The following is a 23,048-nucleotide window of genomic DNA, read 5'->3' as shown; positions in this document are numbered from 1 at the left end:
TCGGCATTGTGTTGCGATCGCGCGAGACGGTGTCGTTCACACGCCGCAAACTGTCCCACGATTTTCAACCGACAGAAATAGAGCGGTTTTCCAATTGTCGCTGGTTCCGGAGTGTTCTGATTTCTCCGCGCGCGTGGCATGGCAAGGAAAATCTTTTGATGCGCCGTTGCTTGATCTTGCGCCGCACTTGGCGTGAAACACGTCGTACTTGACGCAAAGGACATCGGAGATCGCCATGACGACACGACCGCTCCGCTTCGGCATCTGGGCGCTGGTGCACGGCTCGCGCGCCGCCTACCAGGACCCGGAAGAGCCCTACGATGCGTCGTGGGAGCGCAATCGCGATCTCGTGCTCAAGGCAGAAGCGCTCGGCTATGACTCCACGCTGATCGCGCAGCACACGATCAATCCGCATCAGGAGGACCTCGATCAGCTCGAAGCCTGGAGTGCAGCGGCCGCGATCGCTGCCCTGACCAGCCGGATCGAGATCATCGCCGCGATCAAGCCCTATCTCTATCATCCGGTCGTGCTCGCCAAGCTGGCGCTCGGAATCGAGAACATCAGCCGCGGTCGGTTTGCCATCAATCTAGTGAATGCGTGGAACCGGCCGGAGCTCGACAAGGCAGGCATCGGTTTTGCCGAGCATGACGCCCGTTATGCCTATGGTCGTGAATGGATCACCGTGGTGTCGCGCCTGATGCAGGGCGAGCGGCTGACCTACAAGGGCGAGCATTTCGATGTCCGCGACTATTTGCTGCGGCCGATCAGCCTCTACCGGGACCGTCCGTTGATCTATGTCGGCGGTGAGTCCGAGCCGGCGCGTGCATTGGTTGCCGATCACGGCGACGTCTGGTTCATCAACGGGCAGCCGCTGGAGGATGTCGCAGGCCTGATCGCCGACGTCGCGGCCCGCCCGCGGACAGCGGCGCCGCTCCGCTTCGGGCTGTCGGCGTTCGTGATTGCGCGCGAGACGCAGGCTGAAGCCGAGGCTGCCTACGAGCGGCTGTTGGAATTGTCCAGGAGGGATGCGCCGATCAAGGCGATCCAGAAGCAGAACACCGATCCGAAGGTCGTGATGATGCAGACGATGCAGAAATCGGCGCGGGTCGGCAGCAACGGAGGCACGGCGGCGGGCCTCGTCGGCAGCTACGACCAGGTGGCGGCCCGGATCCAGGCATTCCATCAAGCGGGCATCGAGCTGTTCATGCTGCAGTTCCAGCCATTCGAGGCGGAGATGGAGCGTTTCGCGAAGGAGATCATCCCGCGTGTGCGCGCGACATCGGTGGCCAACCAAAAGCCGCTGCTGGCCAGCGCGCGCTGATCAAATCAGGCGCTTGCTGCCGCCGTCGGCTGTCGTGCAAAGCGGCTGGTCGGCCGCGGCAGGCCGAGATGATCGCGCAAGGTGGTTCCGGCATAATCCGCTCGGAACAGGCCGCGCCGCTGCAGGATCGGCACCACCGTATCGACGAAGATCTCGAGCCCGGTCGGCAGTACGTCCGGCATCAGGTTGAAGCCGTCAGCGGCGCCCGCGTTGAACCAGGCCTCGATATCGTCGGCGATCTGCTCGGGTGTGCCGACGATGATCCGGTGTCCGACGCCGCCGCCAAGCGCGCGCAGCAGCTGCCTTACCGTGAGATTGCCGCGGCGGGCGAGGTTCACCGTTCCCTGGAACATGGTGTGGTTGGCGTTGGCCGGCAGCGGCAACGGATCGGGCAGGGGCTTGTCGAGGTCGAGGATGTCAGGATCGACCTGAAGCGTGCTGGCGAGGCGGGCGAGGCTGTACTGGATCGGAACCAGCTCCCAGAGATCGTCCTGCCGCCGCTTCGCCTCGGCTTCGGTACTGCCGATCACAGTGGCAAGCCCCGGCAGAATGACGATGGAGTCGCCGGAACGGCCATAGGCCGCGGCGCGGGTGCGCAGATCGCGGGCGTAGGCGACGCCTTCATCGATCGTCTGCGCGAGCGTGAACACCGCTTCGGCCTGGGCTGCCGCAAGATCGCGGCCGTCACTCGATCCGCCGGCTTGTACAGTGACAGGTCGGCCTTGCGGCGAACGCGGAACATTGAGCGGTCCGGCCACGGTGTAGTGAGTGCCCCGATGCGCGATCGGATGCACCTTCGACGTATCCACAAAGCGTGCGGTCGCCTTGTCGCCGACAAAGGCATCGTCTTCCCAACTGTCCCACAGCGCGTGCACGACCTCGGCGAACTCCTTGGCGCGGTCGTAGCGCGCCTTGTGCTCGAGCACATTGGAGAGACCGAAATTGCGGCTCGCGGCCGCATCGGCCGTGGTGACGGCATTCCAGCCGGCGCGGCCGCCGCTCGCCAGATCCAGCGTCGCGAAGCGGCGGGCGATATTGTAGGGCTCGTTGTAGGTCGTCGAAGCGGTCGCGATCAACCCGATGTGGCTGGTCGCGGCTGCGACGCTTGCCAGCACGATGGTCGGCTCCATCGACATGAACGAGCGATAGTCGATGCGGTCGGTAATCGCCGGCGTGTCGGCGAGAAAGATTGCGTCGAGCTTGCCGCGCTCGGCAATCTGCGCCACGCGTACGTAATGGCCGACGTCAAAGCAGGCGCGCGGATCGCTCTCCGGCAACCGCCAGGCCGATGCATAGACGCCGGAGTGCAGCAGGTTGACGTTGAGATGAAGCTGACGATGAGACATGACGGCCACGTGTGCTGAATGCGTGCTGTTACGAGATATCGCCGTGTTGCCTGCAAGAAAACGAGGCGCGGGCGCTCGAGGCGAAAAAGAAATATCCGCCTCCGCTCACGCACCTTGCGTATGATCCATATCGCAGCGTGCTGAGACGGCGGAACATCCGATACGCGACAACCGGAATCTTCTTCGCTCGGTCGCGACGGAGAAAGCTTCATCCAACTCTCCGCAAATATCTGAAATTGCCTCCGATCCTCCGGCGCGCAACGATATCGTTGCGACGCAATTTGCGGCCGCAGTCGATTCCGTCCGGAGACGCGACCCCATGACAAGTCAAGCCCACCGCGCCGAGCGCGTGCCCGCGCCGACCGGATCCGTTGAGTTCGACGCCGACGTGCTGGTGCTCGGCGGCGGACCGGCGGGCACCTGGGCTGCCGTCAGCGCCGCGGAACGCGGCGCGCGCGTGGTGCTCGCGGACAAGGGATTTTGCGGCACGTCGGGGGCGACGGCCGCGGCCGGTACCGGCGTCTGGTATGTCGATCCCGAGCCGGCGCAGCGCGAGGCCGCGATGGCCAATCGCGAGAAGCTGGGTGGCCATCTGCAGGATCGTCGCTGGATGGCACGCGTCCTTGATCGGACCTACCAACAGAGCAATCGGCTGGCCGATTGGGGCTATCCCTATCCCGTCGATGACCGCGGCAGGTCGCAGCGCAATTCACTGCAGGGGCCGGAATACATGCGCCTGATGCGCAAGCGCACCAAGCAGGCCGGCGTCACCATCCTCGATCACAGCCCGGCGCTCGAATTGCTGGTGGATGACGCCGGTGCAGTCGCCGGTGCCAGCGGCGTGCGCCGGCAGAAGCATGATCGCTGGACAGTGCGCGCCAAGGCCGTGGTGATCGCGACCGGCGGCTGCGCATTCCTGAGCAAGACGTTGGGCTCGAACGTGCTGACCGGTGACGGCTATCTGATGGCGGCCGAGGTCGGCGCCGATTTTAGCAGCATGGAGTTCTCCAACCCCTACGCGATCTCGCCGGCCTTCGGTTCGGTGACCAAGACGCTGTTCTACGGTTGGGCGACCTTCACCTATGAGGACGGCAGCGTGGTGCCTGGCGCGGCGTCAAAGGGCGGGCGATCGGCGATTGCGCGCGCACTGCTGCAGGGGGCAGTCTATGCCCGGCTCGACAAAGCCGATGAGGATGTGCAGGCGCAGATGCGCGTCTCGCAGCCCAACTTCTTCCTGCCGTTCGATCGCACCGGAATCGATCCGTTCAACGATCGCTTTCCCGTCACCTTGCGGCTCGAAGGCACGGTCCGCGGCACCGGCGGCCTGCGCATCGTCGACGATCATTGTGCGACCAGCGTTGCCGGCCTTTATGCCGCCGGCGATGCCGCAACGCGCGAGTTGATTTGCGGCGGCTTCACCGGCGGCGGCAGCCATAATGCGGCCTGGGCGATCTCGTCGGGAACATGGGCGGGGCAGGGCGCCGCGGAGTACGCAAAGCAATTTGGCGCGGCGGCCAGCAGAAAGTTCTCATCTGCGGGCACCGTCGCGTTTCGGAGCCGCCCGCAGCGTGCGTTCGCCCCGTCAGTCCTTGCGAAGGCGGTGCAGGCCGAGGTCTTCCCCTATGAGCTGAACTATTTCCGTGACGCGACAAGGCTGCATGGCGCGCTGGCGCGCCTCGACACGGCCTGGCTTGACGTGTCCGATGCCGACGCCGCCGGCGCGACCGATATTCTGCGCGCCCGCGAAAGCGCCGCGATGCTGGCGACCGCGCGGTGGATGTACCGCAGCGCGCTGGTACGGCAAGAGAGCCGCGGCATGCACCGCCGCGACGATTTCCCCGATCAGGACGACCGGCAGCGTCATTACGTGACGACCGGCGGCCTCGATGACGTCTGGACCTCGGTGCGGCCGCATGCCGAGGCATCGTTTGCGGAGGCCGCGGAATGATCGAGGTCATCGATGCCGAGCGCTGCACGTCCTGCGACATCTGCGTGAACGTGTGCCCGACCAACGTGTTTGACAAAACGGACGGAATTCCGGTCATCGCCCGCCAAAACGACTGTCAGACATGCTTCCTTTGCGAGCTTTACTGTCCCGAGGATGCGCTCTATGTGTCTCCCTTCGCTGATGAGGCGCAGTCGATCGACGTGATCGCCCTCAAGCAAACCGATGCGATGGGCAGCTATCGCCGTGCCGTCGGCTGGACCAACGGAACGCGGGACCGCCGCGCCACCGACCGCAGCTACCTGCTCTTCGGTCATTGAGCTCGGGGCGACCCTGGGGCGACCGGAGCGACACTTATTGGACTGACTGAATGAACGTACATCAATCCCTGACGACGGCGCGGCCGGCCGAACCCTTTCCGTCGCTCGTGCCGGCGTCGGCTGCAAGCGAAGCCATGGTCCGGTTCGAGACGGTCTCGAAGGCCTACCCCGCCTACCGTGACAAGCCGAGCGTGCAGGCATTGCAGGAGATCGATTTTGCGATTCCGCGCGGCTCCATCACCGGCGTGATCGGCCGTTCCGGTGCCGGCAAGTCGAGCCTGGTGCGGTTGATCAATGGCCTGGAGAAGCCCTCAACGGGACGCGTCATCGTCGATGGCCGTGAGATTTCCGCGCTGGCGGGTAAGGAGCTGCGCCTGGCGCAGCGATCGATCGGCATGATCTTCCAGCATTTCAACCTGCTGTCGTCGCGCACTGCTGCGGACAATATCGCGCTGCCGCTTGAGATCGCAGGCTGGTCGCGGGCCGACATCGCGGTCCGGGTGGAGGAACTGCTCGAGCTCGTCGGCATCTCCGACAAATTCGATCGCTATCCGTCCGAGCTGTCCGGCGGCCAGAAGCAGCGCATCGGCATTGCCCGCGCGCTCGCCACACGGCCGAATGTCCTGTTGTCTGACGAGGCGACCTCTGCGCTCGATCCGCAGACCACGCGGGCGATCCTGGATTTGCTCGCCAATATCAATCGCGAGCTTGGCGTCACGATCGTGCTGATCACCCACGAGATGTCGGTGGTCCGCCAGCTCGCCAAGGAGGTCGTCGTGATTGACGGCGGCCGGATCGTCGAACGCGACCATGTCGCCGATATCTTCACCCATCCGCGGCATCCGGTGACGCAGGCCTTCCTGTCCGAGGCGGTCGGCGACAGCCTTCCGGTGTCGCTGACGAGCCGCCTGCTGCCGCAGCCGATTGCCAGCGGGCAGGCCGTGATCCGCGTGCAGGTGCGCGGCACCGACGCCGGCGACACCATCGTGGCGCGGCTCGCCCGCGAGCTCGCGATCGACGTGGCGCTGCTGTCGGCGCGCATCGACGAGATCGGCGGCCAGCATGTGGGCTCGCTGACTATCGGTATTCCCGGCGGCGACGCTGCGACCAAGCAGGCCGTCGGCTATCTGTCGCAGAACAAATTCCTGGTGGAGCGCCTCGGCTATGTCGCGTGAACTCATCAACCTGATCATTCAGGCCACCGGCGAGAGCCTGTTCATGGTGTCGGTCGCAGCCCTCGTTGCGACCTCGTTCGGGCTGCCGCTCGGCGTCTTCCTCGCGACCAGCCGGAAGGGAGAGTTGTTCGCTGCACCCGCCGTCAATGGCCTGCTCGGTGTGATCGTCAATGCTGCCCGCTCGACGCCGTTCATCATCCTGGTCGTGGCCATCATACCCTTCACGCGGCTGATTGCCGGCACGTCGATCGGCTCGGGCGCGGCGATCGTGCCGCTGACCATCGCGGCAACCCCATTCATTGCCCGGTTGGTCGAGGCGGCGATCCGGGAAGTCGACGGCGGGTTGATCGAGACCGCGTCCTCGTTCGGCGCCAGCCCGCTGCAGATCGTGTTCAAGGTGCTGATCCCGGAGGCGTTGCCCGGGCTGGTGCTCGCCTTGACGCTCGCCGTCGTCAGCCTGCTCGGTTATTCCGCGATGGTCGGCGCCGTCGGCGGCGGCGGCCTCGGCGATCTCGGCATTCGTTACGGCTATCAGCGCTTCATGCCGGAGATGATGCTGGCCGTCGTCGTGGTGTTGATCGCGCTGGTGCAGACGGTGCAGACCGCGGGCGATTATCTCGCCCGTCGCGTCAATCGCCGCCTGCGCCACCGCTGACGCGGGGCAATCGCATCATGCGATTGCCCAGAGGCAGAGGGCGGCGCTGCACAATTTCGGGATAATGGAATAATACCCCTGAGTTGCCCGACGTGTCAAGTGTCGAACGTCGGCGGCTGCCGGCTACTTTGCATGGGGTTGTTTTTCGGGTTTTGGCAGTCCGCCTCCCACGGAACTCCCCTACGATCCCTTCGGCGCCCAGATCTTGACGTCCGTGGTGTCGACCTTTCGCGGCAGCAGGCCCTCGGCCGTAAACGTGTCGGCAATGCGCTGCTGTTCCGACAGGCCGATGGGAGCAACCGTGCCAACCTTGTAGGAGCGATGGCTGTTGGCTTCCTCGACGGTGGCAGCGTCGATGCCCCAGAGTCCGGCGAGCAGCGTCGCGGCCTCCTTGGGATTGGCTTTGACCCATGTTCCGGTCTCGACAAGCTTGGCGAAGATCACGTTCAACGCATCGCTACGCTTCTCCGCGAAGGCGGCCGAGGCGAGGTAATAGCGCTTGTAGCTGGCGAGCCCATTGCTGCCATCGATCAGGATCTGGGCGCCGGACTGGCGGTGCGCGCTGGTCAGGAAGGGATCCCAGGCGACCCAGGCGTCGACATTGCCGCTGACAAAGGCGGCGCGGCCGTCGGCCGGCGTCAGATAGGCCGGCGTGATGTCCTTGAAGGTCAAGCCGGCCTTGGCCAGCACCGCAAGCAACAGGAAGTGGCTGCCGGCGCCCTTGGTCACCGCGATCTTCCGGCCCTTGAGATCGGCAGCCGTTTTGATCGTAGAGTCTTTCGGCACGAGGATCGCTTGCGCCGAGGGCGATGCTGCTTCCTCGGCGACATAGGCGAGCTTGGCGCCGGCGGCCTGCGCAAAGATCGGCACGGTGTCGGCGACATCGGCGCCGAAATCGACGCTACCGATATTGATGGCTTCGAGCAGAGGAAGCCCGCTGGTGAATTCGTGCCAGGAGACGGTGATGCCTAGCGGCGCCAGCGCCTTCTCCAGCGCGCCGTTGGTCTTAAGGACCGCGGTCAGCGTCGATGATTTCTGGTAGCCGATCCGGATCTCCTCAGCCGCGGCGGGCCGAACCGCCGCGGTCATCATCAGCAATCCAAGCGCGCCGACGGCAAGGCGTCGCGTGATCGATGCGGTGGGCGTTGGTGAGGGAGGGTGGGCGAAGATCGGCATGGCAAGACGTCCTGAAGCGGTCTGAGTTCCCGCCATTTGGATTCAATCGCGGGCTGCTGGCAATTGCGGAGAATTCACCGAAGCTGGTGCATTTTTCTCCATTCGGCTGCCGCCGGAGAAGGACGTTTCGCGCGCGCCATTCTATTCGGCGGCGTCGGGATGAGCCGTCGCGGAGGGCGCGTGGCGGTGGCTGGCGCCGGGATGCGTGGCGTGCAGGCGCGGCCCGCGCCCCGGAAACAGCTTTTCGCGGAGCGTGCCCTCCCGATAGGCGGCCTTGTAGACGCCGCGCGACTGCAATTCCGGCACGACGAGGTCGACAAAGGCGTTCAGCGATTCCGGCGCGACCAGGCGGAACAGGTTGAAGCCGTCGACGTCGGTCTCCTCCGCCCAGGCGATGAGTTCGTCGGCGACATCCTGCGGCGAGCCGACCACGAACGGCGAGCGCGCCCCGACGCGGCTGAGCGTTGCGAGATCACCGACGCGGACCGGGCGATCGCTGCGCAATGTGAAATTCTCGACCATCGACTGGATCGCGTTGCTCTCGACATATTGCACCGCCTGGTCGGGTCGATAGGTGGAGAAATCGATGCCGGTCCAGCCGGAGAGCAGGGCGAGCTGGCCGGTCTGGTCGACATGCTCGGCATATTCCGCGAGCAGATCGTTAGCTTCCGCACGTGTTGGGGCAACGATCACCGTCGCACCCGCAAACAGGCGGATATCATAGGGATCGCGCCCGAATTCCTTGGCGGCATCGCGGATGTCGCGAACAGCGCGAGCGAGGATCGGCTTGGTCTGGCCGTTGAGGAAGATCGCCTCCGCATGCCTTGCGGCAAAGGCGCGGCCACGCTTCGAAGTCCCGGCCTGGTACAGCAGCGGCGTACGTTGGGGAGAAGGTTCCGCGAGATGGATGCCGTCCACCTTGTAATGGCGCCCTTCGTGCCGGATGCGATGGATCTTCGCGGGATCCGTGAAGATGCGAGATGCGCGGTCGCGACGGACCGCACCGCCCTCCCAACTGCCTTCCCATAATTTGTAGGTCGCCGCGAGAAACTCCTCGGCCGCTTCATAGCGGTCGTCATGTGCGCGATTTGCATCGAGGCCCATCCCGCGGGCACCGCTGTCGAGATAGCCGGTGACGATGTTCCAGCCGATCCGCCCGCCGGTCAGATGATCGAGCGTCGAGAAGCGGCGGGCGAACTGGTACGGATGCTCGTAGGTGAGGTTGGAGGTGATGCCGAAGCCGAGATGCTTCGTCACAAGCGCCATGGCGGAGACGAGCAGGGTCGGTTCCGCATTGGGCAATTGGACGGCTTGGCTCAGGGCTGTATCCGGATTGCTGCCATAGACGTCGTAGACACCGAAGACGTCGGCCAGGAAGATGCCGTCGAGCAGGCCGCGCTCGGCGGTCCGCGCATAGTCGACCCAGTAATCCAGCGAATTGTAGTTGAGCGAATTGTCGCGCGGATGCGACCACAGGCCGGCCCAGTTGTGGCTCGGCGCCATCATGTTGAAGGCATTGAACCGAAGTTCTCGCGGTCGCGCCATCGATCTGTCCCGACAATGAGTAGTTTTGGCGCAACTTATCATCTGATCGACGATGCATTGTTTTCTATTCGGATGTCGGGAGTGAAAATCCTGCTGCGCGGCAATCGAATGCAGGAATGTTTTTGATCGACGCTTCCGCATCGCACAGAAGCGTCATGTCGAAGCCGCACGCAAATCCGATCGATGTCCATCGTGCGTGCGCTCACCATGTGCTTGGCCCGGGCAAAACAAACCATTTGTGTTGGCCGCGTCTGCTGAAACATTCGCGGTGTTTCGTCTCACTGCGACAGTACGTGCATCGCTATTTTTCCGGATATCTCGACAGCACAAAAAAGCTGCGCATCATTTGTCGATCCGTAACGCTGAACTCGCGGACTCCAGGAGATATCGAGATGCCGGTCGAAACCAAGAACGTCGAGACGCTCGCCTTGCATGGCGGCTCCTACCGGTCGGATCCGGCAACGGGGGCCGTCGCCGTTCCGATCTATCAGACGACGTCATTTCAGTTCGAGAGCACGGATCACGCATCGCGTCTGTTCGCGCTGGAGGCGCTCGGGCAGATCTACACCCGGATCAAGAACCCGACGGCCGACGCCTTCGAGGAGCGGCTGGCGGCGCTGGAGGGTGGCGTCGCGGCGCTTGCCGTCGCGTCCGGCCAGACCGCCTCGGCGTTCGCCATCTTCAATATCGCGCAGGCCGGCGACAACATCGTCTCCTCGACCGATCTTTATGGCGGCGCCTGGACGTTGCTGTCGCAGACGCTGAAGCAGTTCGGCATCGAGGTTCGCTTCGTCGATCCAGTTGACCCGGAGAACTTCAGGCGCGCCACCGACGCGAAGACCCGTGCCTATTTCGCGGAGACCTTGCCGAACCCCAAGCTCAACGTATTTCCGATCAGGGAGGTCGCGGATATCGGCCGTTCGCTCGGCGTTCCGCTCATCCTCGACAATACGGCAACCCCGATCATCGCGCGCCCGTTCGAGCATGGTGCCGCGATCGTGGTCTACTCGACGACGAAATATATCGGCGGCCACGGCACCTCGATCGGCGGCGCGATCATCGATGGCGGCAATTTCGACTGGGCGGCGCATGCCGACCGGTTTCCGCTGCTGACGCAGCCGGACGGCGCCTATCACGGCGCGATCTGGACCGAGGCGGCCAAGCCGCTCGGCCCGATTGCCTACATCTTGCGCGCCCGGGTGAAGCTGCTGCGCGATCTCGGCGCGGCGATCGCACCGCAGAACGCATTCCAGTTCATCCAGGGGCTCGAGACGCTGCCGCTGCGACTGCGCCAGCACAATGAGAACGCGATCAAGGTTGCGCACTTCCTGGCCAAGCATCCAGCGGTCTCGCATGTGATCTTCCCGGGATTGCAGAGCGGCGAGAGCCGCCGGCGTGCGGACGCCTACCTGAAGGGCGGCTATGGCGCCCTGGTCGGCTTCGAGCTGAAAGGCGGTGTCGAGGCCGGTCGCCGCTTCATCGACGCGCTGAAGCTGTTCTATCACGTCGCCAATATCGGCGATGCGCGGTCGCTCGCGATCCATCCGGCATCGACCACCCATCAGCAGCTCTCTAGCGCCGAACAGCTCGCGGCCGGCGTTACGCCCGGCTATGTCAGGCTCTCGGTCGGGATCGAGCATCCCGATGATATCCTCGCCGATCTCACCCAGGCGCTCGCGCAGGCCGAGGTCGGCGGTAGTGCCCGCAAGGCGGCGTGATCAAACGAGAAACGGATTCACGACAATGAAGACTCTCTTGCGTTTGGCGCAGGCCGCTGGCTTGTCGCTGGCTTTGATCGGTTCTGCATGGGCCGACGAACCATTGAAGATTGCGACCAGCGCGGGCCCGGTCGGCCAGCTGGCGGCGTTCGCGGCGAGACTCGCGAAGAACAAGGGGCAGGACGTCAAGATCGTCGAGCTGTCCGACTGGGTCGCGTTGAATGAGGTGGTCAACAGCGGCGACGTCGACGCCAACCTGTTCCAGCATGCGACCTATCTGGCGCTCCAGAACAAGCAGCGCGGTTTCAACCTCGTCCAGGTCGACAAGGTCGGCGTGATCGCGCCGGTCGGGCTGTTTTCGAAGAAAATCAAGTCGCTCGAGGAGATCAAGTCGGGCGACAGCGTCGCAATCCCGAACGAGCCACTCAACGGCGCACGCGGATTGATCCTGCTCGAACGCGCCGGGCTAATCAAGCTGGCGCCGGGCAAGGGCTTTTCGGTGAGCCGGTTCGATATCATCGACAACCCCAAGAACTTGAAGATCGTGGAGCTCGACCCTGCACAGACCTATCGCTCGCTCGATGACGTCACCCTCGCGCTGGTCAACATCACCTATCTGATTCCGGCCGGCGGCGATCCGAAATCGGCGCTGATCATTGACCGCACGGTTGATGATGGCCTGGTGCTGCGGTTCACGGCGCGGCCGGACAAGAAGGACGATCCGCGCCTGAAGGCCTTCATCCAGGTGTTCAACTCGCCCGAGGTCAAGCAGTTCATCGAGGAGAAGATCCCGGCGTTCATTCCGGCAGGCTTCAACAGCTAGATGCGGACGAGTTGTCGATGAGGTTCCAGCTGTCCCTCGTTGCCTGTGCTGGCGAGCAGGGTGGCGAGGGCAGCACATTGGTTGCGGATGTCGGGAATGGCGATGATTTCCCAGAACGTGGCACGCGTGAGCGGACCGACTGCGAACAGGCGGCGCGAGATCGTGCCGTCGCGCTCGATGAGCGCGCAGTCGGAGGCGGTCTCGATGCCGATGCAGAGCGGGTCGACGCGGGCAAGGCCGCGTTCGAACAATCTGCGCACCGCCGGATTGGGCGTCGCGTGTGGATCCTTGACGATGCCGGTGCAGTCGACGACGGCGCCGACCTGCATGTTGCGGATCCGTGTATCGCCGCGCCGGCGATAGTTGATCAGTGATCCACTGTCGTTCGAGGCGATGCTGATCACCTTGGCGGCCATTAAGGTGAGTTGCCCTGCATACATCGCCTGCGTGACGCGAGCTTCGACCTCCGGCGCCATCCGATGCCGGTGTACGTCCCACCAGGCACGGGCGTGCTCGAGGAAGCGGCGTTTGGATGCCTGCGGAAGCTCGTGCCACAGCCGTTGGGTATAGGGCCGCAGGCCGTCGATCACGCTGCGCCAGTCACCGCCGTCGGCTGCGTTTCGTTCAATGTGACCGCGAAGCCAGCGGAGCAGCGCGGCGATGCCAGCGCCGAACGGAACATCGGCCTCGTCAATGCGCTGAGCATCGACGCGACGGTGCGCTTTCGCGAGCAGGCCGCGCCGTGACATCGCGATGATCGGCCCGCGGTGCCCATCGCGCAGCAGCGACAGGACATAGTCGACCATCGTCAATCCCGTACCGAGGAGCAGGACGGCTGCATCGGCATCGATCGGGGCGGCCGAGGGAGGCGCCCATGGATCGGCATAACCCGCGCGACTGGCTCTCATGTCATGCCCGGTTGCGAGAACGACGGTATCGCCTACCAGCGACTGGCCGTCGTCCAGCACCGCCGTCACGCCGGTCTCGCTCGCATGGATATCGACGCAGGTGCCGCGCACGATCGACAGTCGCTCGACATCCGCCGGTTCGGATGTGCGCTGCTCGAGCAGGCTCGCGATGTAGTCGCCGTAGATGCGTCGCGGTACGAAGCAATAGGGATCCGGGCAGAGAGGCGCTTCGCGGTCATGCGAGGTCAACCAGCGCCAGAAATGATCCGGCTGGTCGGGCAGCGCGCTCATATTGGCGACGCGTACATTCAGGAGATGATCGGGGTTTCCGGTATGATAGGCAATGCCGCGGCCGATGTCCGGCCGTTGCTCGATCAGCGTGACGCGAAGATTGCGCGTCGGCTGCTGCAGCAATTGATAGGCGAGCAGCACGCCGCTGGCGCCTCCGCCGATGATGATGATGCGACGTCCGTTGGAACCTGTCATGCTGTTGCCCACCGATCGGCTGGCCGCACAACGAGCGGCGCCAGGGATAAGGTTTCGCACGCAAACTCACGCGCGGCCTCGACGAGGAGGTCGCATGTTCACACGTGTCACACCGCAATCGGGTCGGCTCAGCGCCAGAGGAGCCAGCAATCAGCCGTGTGGCCCGAACAGGAATATCTCGTGAAAGTTGTCTCGTCCATCGACAGACGTGGCCCGCGCCAATCGTCGTTGCCAGCGTCGCACTCGCCGCGTGATCCGGCCGAGCGTGGAAAGCCAAGAAGAGGCCGTTTGCATCAAACCTCCTGCGCGTTCGAGATCCTCACGATAGCATGGCTTTTCTCTGGTCGAATGCGAATGTTGATAGCAATGATAACTTTGAAATCGACAGCATGTCGTGACGCCGCGTGCAGACAAGTCATTTCGTCCTCAAGCGTAGCAAAGAAAAGTCATTTCCCTGACGTGTTGACCGCGATGACTCGCCGGGGCCATTCAGTCGGTTCCATTTCTCGTGCAGCCTCCGCCGCAGAACCGATGTTCCGCCGTATCGACAATTTTGGATTTCCATTTCATTGATTTCGACGGCCGAGCAGGCGATGACCTGCAACGCAAATTCCACGGAGAGTAGAATGTCGTTTCGTCCCGTCCTGATCCTCGCCACCATGCTCGCCGCCTGGTCGGCAAACGCTGCAGCCGAGACGATCAAGATCGGCGTCACGCCGGGACCGCATGCGCAGATTCTCGAAGCGGTGAAGCCGATCGCGGCGAGGGGCGGGCTCGACGTTCAGCTGATCGAGTTCTCCGACTATGTCGTGCCGAATGCCGCGCTGGATGCCGGCGACATCCAGGCCAACTCGTTTCAGAACCAGCCCTATCTCGACAACCAGAAGGCCGATCGCGGCTACAAGATCGAAGTGGTGGGCCTGACCGTCAACTTCCCGATCGGCGTCTATTCCAAGAAGCACAAGAATTGGGCCGATATCCCTGACGGCGGGAAGGTCTCGATTCCGAACGACCCGACCAATGGCGGACGCGTGCTGCTTCTGCTGCGCGACAAGGGCGTGATCAAGCTGAAGGACGGCACGGGCTTCAAGCCGACGGTCCTGGACATCGTGGAGAATCCCAAAAAGCTGAAATTCGTCGAGGTCGACGCAGCGCAAGCTCCACGCGCGCTCGACGATGTCGACGCTGCGGCGATCAACACCAACTACGCGACGCAAGCTGGGCTCGATCCGGTCAAGGATCCGATCCTGCGCGAAGACCCGAAGGGACCGTACGTCAATCTGATCGCGGTTCGCGCGGCCGACAAGGACAAGCCGTGGGTCAAGATCCTGGTCGACAGCTATCACACGCCCGAGGTCAAGGAGTTCGTCCTGACCAAGTTCAAGGGTGCAGTGCTGCCGAGCTGGTGATCAGTGCCGTCGGTCGGCGCGCGCCACTGGAGATCAACTTTTCGTCTAGATTGATTACTTGGCGCAAACCTATGCGGAGCGATCCAAGATCATTTTTCTGGTTGAGCACAAGATGGATGTCGTGCGCGAGCTGGCCGACAGGATCATCGTGCTGCACAACGGGACACTTGTGGCCGACGGGAAGCCGGCTGACGTGATCGCGATGCCGATTGTCCAGGAGGCCTATCTGGGCCTCCCTGGCCCGGAGGGCTTACAATGAACGCGCTTTCGCTGGAAGGCGTGCACGCGCATATCGGGGCCTATCACATCCTGCACGGCGTGCATCCGGTCGTCCCGAAGGGAAAAGTGACTATGTTGCTGGGACGCAATGGCGCGGGCAAGACCACGACGCTGCGGACCATCATGGGGGACTATGGCGCGCCTCGCGCGGCAACATCCGATTTGATGGAAAAGAGATTGGGGCGCTGCCGACGCCGTCGATCTCCGCAATGGGAGTCGCTTACGTGCCCGAACATATGGGCATCTTCGCCGATCTGACCGTGAAGGAATGACTATGAGAGGCTGGCCGACAAGCGGATCGACTTTGTGGCGCGCTTAGCAGTCCAGGGTCGTCTCTCGCTCCCACCGGGTCAGATGACGTGAAAAATCGCTCCACTCTTGATGCTTCAGCTTTAGAAAGGCGGGAACGTAGGCGCCGAGGCTCTCGCAGAGCAGCTTGGAGCCTTCCAGTGCGCGCAATGCGTCGAGTAGATTGAGCGGCAGCTTCTTCACATCCTTCACGAGGTGACCGTCGGTATACATGTTGATATCGAGACGCTTGCCGGGGTCGCGATTGCTCTGGATGCCGTCGAGGCCTGCGGCCAAGATCGCCGCCTGCATGGCGTAGGGGTTGGCGGCGCCATCGGCCAGCCGCAGTTCGAACCGTCCCGCCTCGGGAATGCGAATCATGTGGGTACGGTTGTTGCCCGAGAACGTCACCGTGTTTGGGCTCCAGGTCGCGCCGGAGATGGTGCGCGGCGCGTTGATGCGCTTGTAGGAATTGACCGTGGGGTTCAGGATGGCTGCGAGAGCGTCGGCGGAATGAATAATCCCGCCGATGAAGGCGTAGCCGGTGGCGGAGATTCCAAGCTCTCCCTTGTCATCCTCGAAGACGTTCCGGTTGCCGTTCCATAGCGAGACGTGGACGTGGCAGCCATTGCCCGTCAGACCCGAAAACGGCTTTGGCATGAACGTCGCGCGCAACTGGTGCCTTTCGGCGATCGACTTCACCATATACTTGAAGAAAGCGTGCCGGTCGGCGGTGGTCAGGGCGTCGCTGTAGTCCCAGTTCATCTCGAACTGGCCGTTCGCATCCTCATGATCGTTCTGATAGGGCTTCCAGCCCAGCGCGAGCATACTGTCGCAGATCTCGCTGATGACGTCATAGCGCCGCATCAAGGCGGATTGATCGTAGCACGGCTTGGCTTGACGATCGGATCCGTCGCCAATGCTCTCGCCGTCCGGTGAGATCAGGAAGAATTCGCACTCGACGCCACTCTTGAGCTGGAAACCGCGCTCGGCCGCTTTGCCGATCAGGCGCTTCAACACATTCCGCGGTCCCTGTTCGACCGGCTTGCCGCTCATCCAGAGATCGGCTGCCAGCCAGCCCACTTCCGGTTTCCACGGCAACTGGATGAGGCTGGCCGGATCGGGGATCGCGAGCATGTCGGGATCCGCCGGCGTCATGTCGAGCCACGTCGCAAAGCCGGCGAAGCCCGCCCCGTTCTTGGCCATTCCGCCGATCGCTTCGGCAGGAACCAGCTTGGCGCGCTGTGTTCCCACCAGATCCGTATAGGAAATCAGGAAGTACTTGATCTTCCGTTCTTTGGCGACTTCAGCAAGGTCGATTGACATGGTGCCTCTTTACTCAAGATGAGTGTCAGAATCAGTCCCGGCCAGGAATCCAGCTTGTGCCCACAAGCGGCACGCGCGTGATGGCGGCCGCCTCGACGGTGAGTGCGACGAGATCTTCGGGTTCGAGATTGTGTATGTGGCTCTTGCCGCAGGCGCGCGCGATGGTCTGCGCCTCGAGGGTGAGAACTGAGAGGTAGTTGGCCAGGCGTCGGCCCGCCACGGCCGGGTCGAGCCGCTTGGCCAGTTCGGGATCCTGGGTCGTGATGCCTGCAGGATCGAGACCTTCGTGCCAATCATCATAGGCGCCGGCCGTGCTACCCAGTTTCTGATATTCGCTCTCGAGCGCCGGGCTATTATCACCCATGGCGATCAGGGCGGCAGTCCCGATCGCGACCGCATCGGCCCCGAGCGCAAGTGCCTTGGCGACGTCGGCGCCATTTCGAATTCCGCCGGAGACGATGAGCTGCACCTTGCGATGCATGCCGAGCTCCTGAAGCGCTTCAACGGCAGGACGGATCGCCGCGAGCGTCGGAATGCCGACATTCTCGATGAAGACCTCTTGCGTCGCGGCCGTGCCACCCTGCATGCCGTCGATAACGACGACGTCGGCGCCGGATTTCACCGCCAGCGCCGTGTCGTAGTAGGGGCGGCTCGCGCCGACCTTCACATAGATCGGCTTCTGCCAGTCCGTGATCTCGCGGATCTCCTCGATCTTGATTTCTAGATCATCCGGGCCTGTCCAGTCCGGATGCCGCGAGGCCGAGCGCTGGTCGATGCCGGCCGGCAAGGTCCGCATTTCGGCGACGCGTTCGGAGATTTTCTGGCCCAGCAACATGCCGCCGCCGCCCGGCTTGGCGCCCTGTCCGACCACGATCTCGATCGCATCGGCACGACGCAGATCGTCCGGGTTCATGCCGTAGCGAGAGGGAAGCAGTTGGTAGACCAGAATCGAGGAGTGCTCGCGCTCCTCGTTCGTCATGCCGCCGTCGCCGGTCGTCGTGCTGGTGCCGACGGCCGTCGCGCCGCGGCCCAGCGCCTCCTTGGCAGGAGCCGATAGGGCGCCGAAACTCATCCCGGCGATCGTCACGGGGGTCTTGAGGTGAATCGGCCTCTTGGCAAATCGCGAACCGAGCACGACGTCCGTCCCGCATTTCTCGCGATAGCCCTCCAGAGGGTAGCGCGACACGGAGGCGCCGAGAAACAGCAAGTCGTCGAAATGCGGCACGCGCCGCTTCGCGCCACCGCCGCGGATATCGTAGATGCCCGTCGCCGCTGCGCGTTGGATTTCCGAGATGGTGTATCGGTCGAAAGTCGCCGAGAAACGCGGTTCGGTGCGGATTGGCTTTGCAGATGACATCGTCGGCCTTCAGTAGGAAGAAAGATTGTCGATGTGGAAGTTGTAGAGACGACGGGCCGACGCATACATGCGGAAATCCTCCGGACTGACGGTTTCCACGCCGGCGCCGGCGAGAATGCCGGAAAGCCGGGTCTTGTCGTCTGCCGACATGGGCTTTTCGATGCAGTCGGCACCGAGGCTTTTGACCTTGCCGCGGACGAAGACGGTAGCCTCGTAGATTGAATCTCCGAGCGCCTCGCCGGCGTCGCCGAGCACGACGAGATTGCCGGCCTGCGCCATGAACGCGCTCATGGCGCCGATCGAACCTTTGACGATGATGTCGATGCCTTTCATCGAGATCCCGCAGCGTGCGGCGGCATCGCCTTCGACGATCAGAAGCCCGCCCCGGCCGGTGGCACCGGCGGATTGGCTCGCGTCTCCCATGACGTGAACCCGGCCCGACATCATGTTCTCGGCGACGCCCTGTCCGGCGTTGCCGTGAATCGTGATCGAGGCCTGCTTGTTCATGCCCGCGCAGTAATAGCCGACATTGCCTTTGATCACGATGTCGATGGGGGCATCCACGCCGGCGCCAATGGCGTGCTTGCCGCCCGAATTGGTCACCTGCCAAAGGGTCTCGTTGGTGTCTGGCGTCAGCCGATGGAGCGCAGCGTTCAAATCCCGGACGGATTGCTGTTCAAGATCGACCACGTGCATCACCGACGTTCCCAGGCATAAACGGTGGCGGGCTCGGGCTCGAAGACGCGCGCCTTATCTATTCCGGGCAGCACGGCGAGCGCGCGAAATTCCGAGCCGAAGGCGACATAGTCGTCGGACTCGGCCAGCACCGCCGGTTTGCACGCAACGGGATCGCGCAGCACGGCAAAGCCGTCGCGGGTGCCGACCACAAAGGTAAAAAAGCCGTCGAGCGCATCAAGGCTGGACGTCAGTGCCTCCTTGAGGCTGTCGCCTTCGCGCATCCGCCAGGTCAAATACCCCGCGGCAACCTCCGAGTCGTTCTCGGTCTCGAACACGAGTCCCTCGCGTCGAAGATTGCGCCGTACGGCGTTGTGGTTCGAGAGCGAGCCGTTGTGGACCAGGCACTGGTCGTCTCCGGTCGAGAACGGGTGAGCGCCTTCCGTGGTCACCGCCGACTCCGTCGCCATGCGGGTGTGGCCGATGCCGTGCGTCCCGCGCATCGCGGATATGGAGAAACGGTTCGCCACGCGTTCGGGAAGCCCGACTTCCTTGTATATCTCCATGCGCGACCCCGCGCTCACGACATCGATGTCGGGTGCATGCTGAGCCAGCCAGGTCAACGCCGGCGCGCGCCGGTGCTTCGGGATTGTCAAGACGACATGGTTGGAGCGCCGGATGAGATCGACGCCTGCCTCGATCGCGGCGGCAAGCTTTCCCGCGAGATCGCCATCCGCCGCCGGATCAGCTGCGCGGAGCGTCAGCTTGATCAGATCGTCGGCGCCCGATCCGTAGACGGCGATGCCGGCGCTGTCGGGACCGCGCGCCGACATGGTCGCGAGCATGCGCGACAGGTGCCCCCCAAGCTCCGGTTGAAGCCGCTCGTTCTTGAGAAACAATCCGACGATGCCGCACATGCACTGCTCCTTCGCTGGGGAACAATGTAGCAGCCCGAACCTGTCGGTCAACTGTCAGGAATAAAAATTTCCTGATAAGAAATTAAGCAAGGCTCTGCAACCAGATTAGGCGGGGCGCCGCGGATACACGATGATCGACAGGTAGGTCATGGGCCGCTTGACCAGGACCTCGGGGCCGTGCAGCGCGCCGGAATCGAACATAAGGGAATCGCCCGGGCGCAACCGATAGCTCTTGCTGCCGTGCCGATAGAGCACCTCGCCACTCAGCATGTAGATGAACTCGGTTCCGGCATGCTGGAATTCGGTGTAGGCCTCGGCTCCTTCCTTCAGCGTGATGAGATACGGCTCGACGACGACGTCGTCGTCGTTGACGTGTCCGAGCAGTTGATAGACGTGTCCGACCTTGGTGCCGCGGCGTTCGATCACGACGCCCTGCTTGGCGCGAACGAACGAGCAGTCGCGACGCTCCTCGGACGCCGCAAACAACCGGCTGAGCGGTACCGTCAGCGCCTGCGCGATCGACTGCAGCGTAGAAAGCGACGGGGAAATCTGGCCGTTTTCGATCTTCGATAGCATGCCGCCGGAGATGTTGGCGGCATTTGCAAGATCGTTGACAGAGAGATCCTGCTCGCGGCGCGTATCCCTGATCTTGGCGCCGAGCGCGCGCTCGAGACTCCGGTCGCTGGCGACCGGAGCGCTCGACCCGGTATGGTAGGTGGAGTTCGCGTCGGTCGCGTCCGTCGATCGCACTGCAGTCTTTCGTCTCATGTGTTGGTCCCTCTCGCGTCGCCCCTCGTAACATGTCGGCGGGGCGGGTCGATAATGATTTCTGCAACCGGGGCGGGTCGATTGTCGCTTGTCCCGCGCAAACTTTTCGGCGTGAAGCCTGTCTATTTTCCAGATGGTGCCTTCCCCGTGGTGGTGCTCGTGTGCATTTCTGTAAATCCGCCATCGAAAGCAATTATAACTCACAGTGCACAAAATTTATTCTTGAGAAAGTTCCGACCATTTGTATCGTCTAGAAAATACATTTCGCAGCAAGAAAGCCAGCGGAGAGGTCGTTATGCGGACGGATCGTCGGAATTTCATGAAGGCCACCCTGGGCGCCGCCGCCGCGGCTGCTGCGCCCTACGGATTTGTAAAAAGCATCAATCAAGCCTGGGGCGCGCAGTCCTGGATCAAGAAAGGCGAACCGATCAAGGTCGGTCTGCTGTTCTCACTCACCGGCGGCCTCGCGGTGCCGGAAGAAGATTCCACGCTCGTGATGCAGTATGCGATCGACGAGATCAACAAAAGCGGCGGTATCGCCGGCCAGCCGATCGAGCCGGTGATCGTCGACGCGAAGTCGGACTTCAATGTCTACTCCGAGAAGACCAAGGAACTGATCCTTCGCAATCGCGTCGTTGCGATCTTCGGCTGCTACACCTCGGCGAGCCGCAAGGCCATTCTGCCCACGGTCATGGCGCAGAACCACCTGCTGTATTACCCGACCTGCTATGAGGGCGCGGAGTGCACACAGAATACGATCTGCACCGGTCCGCTCGCGAACCAGCATTCCAAGGACCTGATCCCGTTCATGGTCCAGCAATTCGGCAAGAAGGTCTTTTTCGTCGGATCGAATTATGTGTGGCCGAAGGAGTCCAACAAGAACGCCAAGGTCTGGCTGCAGCAGGCCGGCGGCGAACTGCTCGGCGAGGAGTATATTCCGCTCGGCAGCTCCGAGTTCGGTCCGGTGCTCAACAAGATCCGCGAAGCCAAGCCGAACTTCATCTTCTCGACCGTGGTCGGCGCATCCGATATCGCCTTCCACAAGCAGTTCAAGCAGGAGGGCTTCAAGGTCGATTCGATGCCGATCGCCTCGCTTACGACGGGCGAAATCGAGACCCGCGCCATGGGCAACGAGTACGGCGCCGGTCACTTCCTGTCGGCCCCGTACTTCCAGGGCCTGGACAATCCGACCAACCACAAGTTTGTCGAAAGCTTCCTCAAGAGCAAGTACGGCAAGAACGGCGTCACGCACTACAACATGGAGGAGACCTATCTCTCCGCCTATGTGTTCAAATACGGGCTGGAGAAGGCGATTGCCAAAGTTGGTGTCGAGGAAGTGACGCCGCGCGCGATCCGCGACAACACCGGCGGCATCAAGGTCGAAGACGCGGTGTCGCCCGAAGGGCTGATCTGGATCGACGACCAGAACTTCAACACATGGCTCAAGCCGAAGATCGGACAGTGCCAGGCCGACGGCAGCTTCAAGATCGTGAAGTCATCCGCAGAACACGTCGCGCCCGATCCCTACTCGATCTATCCGGATCTCGGCAAATGCACCGCTGATGGCCTCAAGGCCGCTGACGGCAAGGTCCGCAAGGGCGTGATCTGACGTATCCTCGCACGACGGGCCGTCCCATGGCGCCAAGCGAATGGCGCCACGGGCCAGCCATCGAACTCACGGCGGAGTTAGGCATGGCGGTCGGATCCTTTTTTACGTCGTTCGATCTGAGTGCGTTTATCAACGCGCTGATCCTGGGTATCAGCATCGCCAGCATCTGGCTGATCGCCGCACTCGGATTGACGATCATCTATGGTGCGGCGGGCGTGATCAACATGGCGCATGGCGAGTTCATCATGCTCGGCGCCTACAGCTCCTACATGCTGCAGAGCTTTCTGGGATTCCCGTTCGTCCTGTGCGTGCCCGCCTCATTCCTGATCGTCGCCCTGGTCGGGCTGGTGCTGGAGCGGGGATTGATCCGCTACCTCTACAAACGTCCTCTCGATACGCTGCTCGCCACCTTCGGTGTATCGCTGGTGCTGATGCAGGGTGTCCGGCTGATCTTCGGTAGTGATCCAAAGTACCTCGCGGTGCCACCGATCTTTTCGAGCAACATCCAGTTTTCCTTCGTCAACATCTCCGTATTCCGTGTCGTCGTGTTGCTGGTGACGCTGGGGATCGTCACCGGGCTCTGGGCGCTGTTCTACCGGACGCGGTTTGGCGTCCAGGTTCGCGCGGTGATGCAGGACAAGGAGATGGCCGCCTCCTTCGGCGTCAACGCCGACCGAGTCTACATGCTGACTTTCGCGCTCGGAGCCGGGCTGGCTGGCGTCGCGGGCTCGCTATTCGGTGTTCTCAACATCGTTCTTCCCACCATGGGCGCGTCCTATGTGGTGCAGGCGTTCCTGGTGGTGGTGGTCGGGGGCGGCACACTGGCCGGCAGCGTCGCCGCGGGGGGTGCCACCGGCGAGTTGCAGTCGATTTTCGCCTATTTCACCAACGACACGTTCGCCCGCTTCCTGTTGTTCGTGCTGATCGTGGTGTTCCTGCGGATTCGTCCGCAAGGGCTGTTCGCCCCCTCTGCGAAGCGACGCTGAGGAGGTTGGCGGTGCG

At 63.0% G+C, this 23,048-nt stretch carries 20 protein-coding genes and 2 pseudogenes; 12 read left to right on the top strand and 10 right to left on the bottom strand.

The window, feature by feature from the left end; genetic code table 11:
* Nucleotides 1–36: 36 nt before the first annotated feature.
* Nucleotides 37–237, bottom strand: coding sequence for a hypothetical protein (locus tag CI41S_RS17370; protein WP_139860773.1), 201 nt, complete (start codon nt 235–237; stop codon nt 37–39).
* Here CI41S_RS17370 and CI41S_RS17365 point away from each other — a divergent pair.
* Nucleotides 236–1,321 (top strand): LLM class flavin-dependent oxidoreductase, encoded by a 1,086-nt coding sequence (locus CI41S_RS17365; RefSeq protein WP_139860771.1) that lies wholly within the window; start codon nt 236–238, stop codon nt 1,319–1,321. The genes CI41S_RS17370 and CI41S_RS17365 overlap by 2 nt on opposite strands.
* A gap of 5 nt (nt 1,322–1,326) precedes the next feature.
* On the opposite strand, the gene CI41S_RS17360 is transcribed toward CI41S_RS17365, so the two are convergent.
* Nucleotides 1,327–2,667: an LLM class flavin-dependent oxidoreductase gene (locus CI41S_RS17360; RefSeq protein WP_139860768.1), complete on the bottom strand. Its 1,341-nt coding sequence runs from the start codon at nt 2,665–2,667 to the stop codon at nt 1,327–1,329.
* Between the two features lie 319 nt (nt 2,668–2,986).
* On the opposite strand from CI41S_RS17360, the gene CI41S_RS17355 reads away from it, so the two are divergent.
* From CI41S_RS17355 to CI41S_RS17340, 4 genes are read left to right on the top strand one after another with little or no spacing between them, the layout of a single operon-like run.
* A complete protein-coding gene (locus tag CI41S_RS17355; RefSeq protein WP_139860765.1) occupies nt 2,987–4,615 on the top strand; it encodes an FAD-dependent oxidoreductase in 1,629 nt (542 codons plus the stop codon).
* Nucleotides 4,612–4,932, top strand: coding sequence for a 4Fe-4S dicluster domain-containing protein (locus CI41S_RS17350; RefSeq protein WP_139487298.1), 321 nt, complete (start codon nt 4,612–4,614; stop codon nt 4,930–4,932). Before CI41S_RS17355 ends, CI41S_RS17350 begins: the two co-directional genes overlap by 4 nt.
* Nucleotides 4,933–4,982: 50 nt before the next feature.
* Nucleotides 4,983–6,107, top strand: coding sequence for a methionine ABC transporter ATP-binding protein (locus CI41S_RS17345; RefSeq protein WP_139860762.1), 1,125 nt, complete (start codon nt 4,983–4,985; stop codon nt 6,105–6,107).
* Nucleotides 6,097–6,762 carry a methionine ABC transporter permease gene (locus CI41S_RS17340; protein ID WP_139860760.1) on the top strand — a complete coding sequence of 222 codons (666 nt, stop codon included), beginning with the start codon at nt 6,097–6,099 and terminating at the stop codon, nt 6,760–6,762. The genes CI41S_RS17345 and CI41S_RS17340 overlap by 11 nt, the downstream gene beginning before the upstream one ends.
* A gap of 180 nt (nt 6,763–6,942) precedes the next feature.
* Here CI41S_RS17340 and CI41S_RS17335 read toward each other — a convergent pair whose 3' ends face one another.
* On the bottom strand, nt 6,943–7,938 hold the full coding sequence (locus CI41S_RS17335; protein ID WP_139860758.1) for an aliphatic sulfonate ABC transporter substrate-binding protein: 996 nt from the start codon (nt 7,936–7,938) through the stop codon (nt 6,943–6,945).
* A 141-nt stretch (nt 7,939–8,079) separates the two neighbouring features.
* A complete protein-coding gene (locus CI41S_RS17330; RefSeq protein WP_139860756.1) occupies nt 8,080–9,483 on the bottom strand; it encodes an LLM class flavin-dependent oxidoreductase in 1,404 nt (467 codons plus the stop codon).
* A gap of 392 nt (nt 9,484–9,875) precedes the next feature.
* Between CI41S_RS17330 and CI41S_RS17325 the strand changes: the two genes are divergently transcribed.
* Together CI41S_RS17325 and CI41S_RS17320 are read left to right on the top strand one after the other, a co-directional pair.
* Nucleotides 9,876–11,201: an O-acetylhomoserine aminocarboxypropyltransferase/cysteine synthase family protein gene (locus tag CI41S_RS17325; RefSeq protein WP_139860752.1), complete on the top strand. Its 1,326-nt coding sequence runs from the start codon at nt 9,876–9,878 to the stop codon at nt 11,199–11,201.
* Nucleotides 11,202–11,226: 25 nt separating this feature from the next.
* On the top strand, nt 11,227–12,024 hold the full coding sequence (locus CI41S_RS17320) for a MetQ/NlpA family ABC transporter substrate-binding protein (protein WP_139860750.1): 798 nt from the start codon (nt 11,227–11,229) through the stop codon (nt 12,022–12,024).
* On the opposite strand, the gene CI41S_RS17315 is transcribed toward CI41S_RS17320, so the two are convergent.
* A complete protein-coding gene (locus CI41S_RS17315; protein WP_139860747.1) occupies nt 12,021–13,418 on the bottom strand; it encodes an FAD/NAD(P)-binding protein in 1,398 nt (465 codons plus the stop codon). The genes CI41S_RS17320 and CI41S_RS17315 overlap by 4 nt on opposite strands.
* Nucleotides 13,419–14,044: 626 nt before the next feature.
* On the opposite strand from CI41S_RS17315, the gene CI41S_RS17310 reads away from it, so the two are divergent.
* From CI41S_RS17310 to CI41S_RS17300, 3 genes and pseudogenes are all read left to right on the top strand, one after another.
* A complete protein-coding gene (locus tag CI41S_RS17310) occupies nt 14,045–14,827 on the top strand; it encodes a MetQ/NlpA family ABC transporter substrate-binding protein (protein ID WP_139860745.1) in 783 nt (260 codons plus the stop codon).
* Between the two features lie 79 nt (nt 14,828–14,906).
* Nucleotides 14,907–15,086: pseudogene (locus tag CI41S_RS17305) on the top strand (ABC transporter ATP-binding protein C-terminal domain-containing protein); the annotation flags it as partial.
* Nucleotides 15,083–15,375: pseudogene (locus tag CI41S_RS17300) on the top strand (ATP-binding cassette domain-containing protein); the annotation flags it as partial. The pseudogenes CI41S_RS17305 and CI41S_RS17300, both read left to right, overlap by 4 nt.
* 46 nt (nt 15,376–15,421) lie before the next feature.
* Here CI41S_RS17300 and glnT read toward each other — a convergent pair.
* The 5 genes from glnT to CI41S_RS17275 form a co-directional block, all read right to left on the bottom strand.
* A complete protein-coding gene (gene glnT, locus CI41S_RS17295) occupies nt 15,422–16,720 on the bottom strand; it encodes a type III glutamate--ammonia ligase (RefSeq protein WP_139487308.1) in 1,299 nt (432 codons plus the stop codon).
* A 31-nt stretch (nt 16,721–16,751) separates the two neighbouring features.
* Nucleotides 16,752–18,077 carry an FMN-binding glutamate synthase family protein gene (locus tag CI41S_RS17290; protein WP_139487309.1) on the bottom strand — a complete coding sequence of 442 codons (1,326 nt, stop codon included), beginning with the start codon at nt 18,075–18,077 and terminating at the stop codon, nt 16,752–16,754.
* 9 nt (nt 18,078–18,086) lie between these two features.
* Nucleotides 18,087–18,773, bottom strand: a complete 687-nt coding sequence (locus tag CI41S_RS17285; protein ID WP_139860743.1) for a GltB/FmdC/FwdC-like GXGXG domain-containing protein — start codon at nt 18,771–18,773, stop codon at nt 18,087–18,089.
* The gene (locus CI41S_RS17280) at nt 18,773–19,669 is read right to left on the bottom strand and encodes a class II glutamine amidotransferase (protein ID WP_139860741.1); all 897 of its coding nucleotides are present in this window, start codon (nt 19,667–19,669) and stop codon (nt 18,773–18,775) included. Before CI41S_RS17280 ends, CI41S_RS17285 begins: the two co-directional genes overlap by 1 nt.
* Before the next feature lie 105 nt (nt 19,670–19,774).
* Entirely contained in the window at nt 19,775–20,437 is a 663-nt protein-coding gene (locus tag CI41S_RS17275; protein WP_139487312.1) for a helix-turn-helix domain-containing protein, read from the bottom strand.
* 295 nt (nt 20,438–20,732) lie between these two features.
* Here CI41S_RS17275 and CI41S_RS17270 point away from each other — a divergent pair, with 295 nt between their 5' ends.
* A complete protein-coding gene (locus CI41S_RS17270) occupies nt 20,733–22,046 on the top strand; it encodes a transporter substrate-binding domain-containing protein (RefSeq protein ID WP_139487313.1) in 1,314 nt (437 codons plus the stop codon).
* 83 nt (nt 22,047–22,129) lie between these two features.
* Nucleotides 22,130–23,032, top strand: coding sequence for an urea ABC transporter permease subunit UrtB (urtB, locus tag CI41S_RS17265; protein ID WP_139860739.1), 903 nt, complete (start codon nt 22,130–22,132; stop codon nt 23,030–23,032).
* Nucleotides 23,033–23,048: the final 16 nt, after the last annotated feature.

Origin of the sequence: Bradyrhizobium ivorense (genome assembly GCF_900696085.1) — a bacterium.
GTDB lineage: Bacteria > Pseudomonadota > Alphaproteobacteria > Rhizobiales > Xanthobacteraceae > Bradyrhizobium > Bradyrhizobium ivorense.
This window is presented reverse-complemented; position numbering and strand designations above follow the sequence as displayed.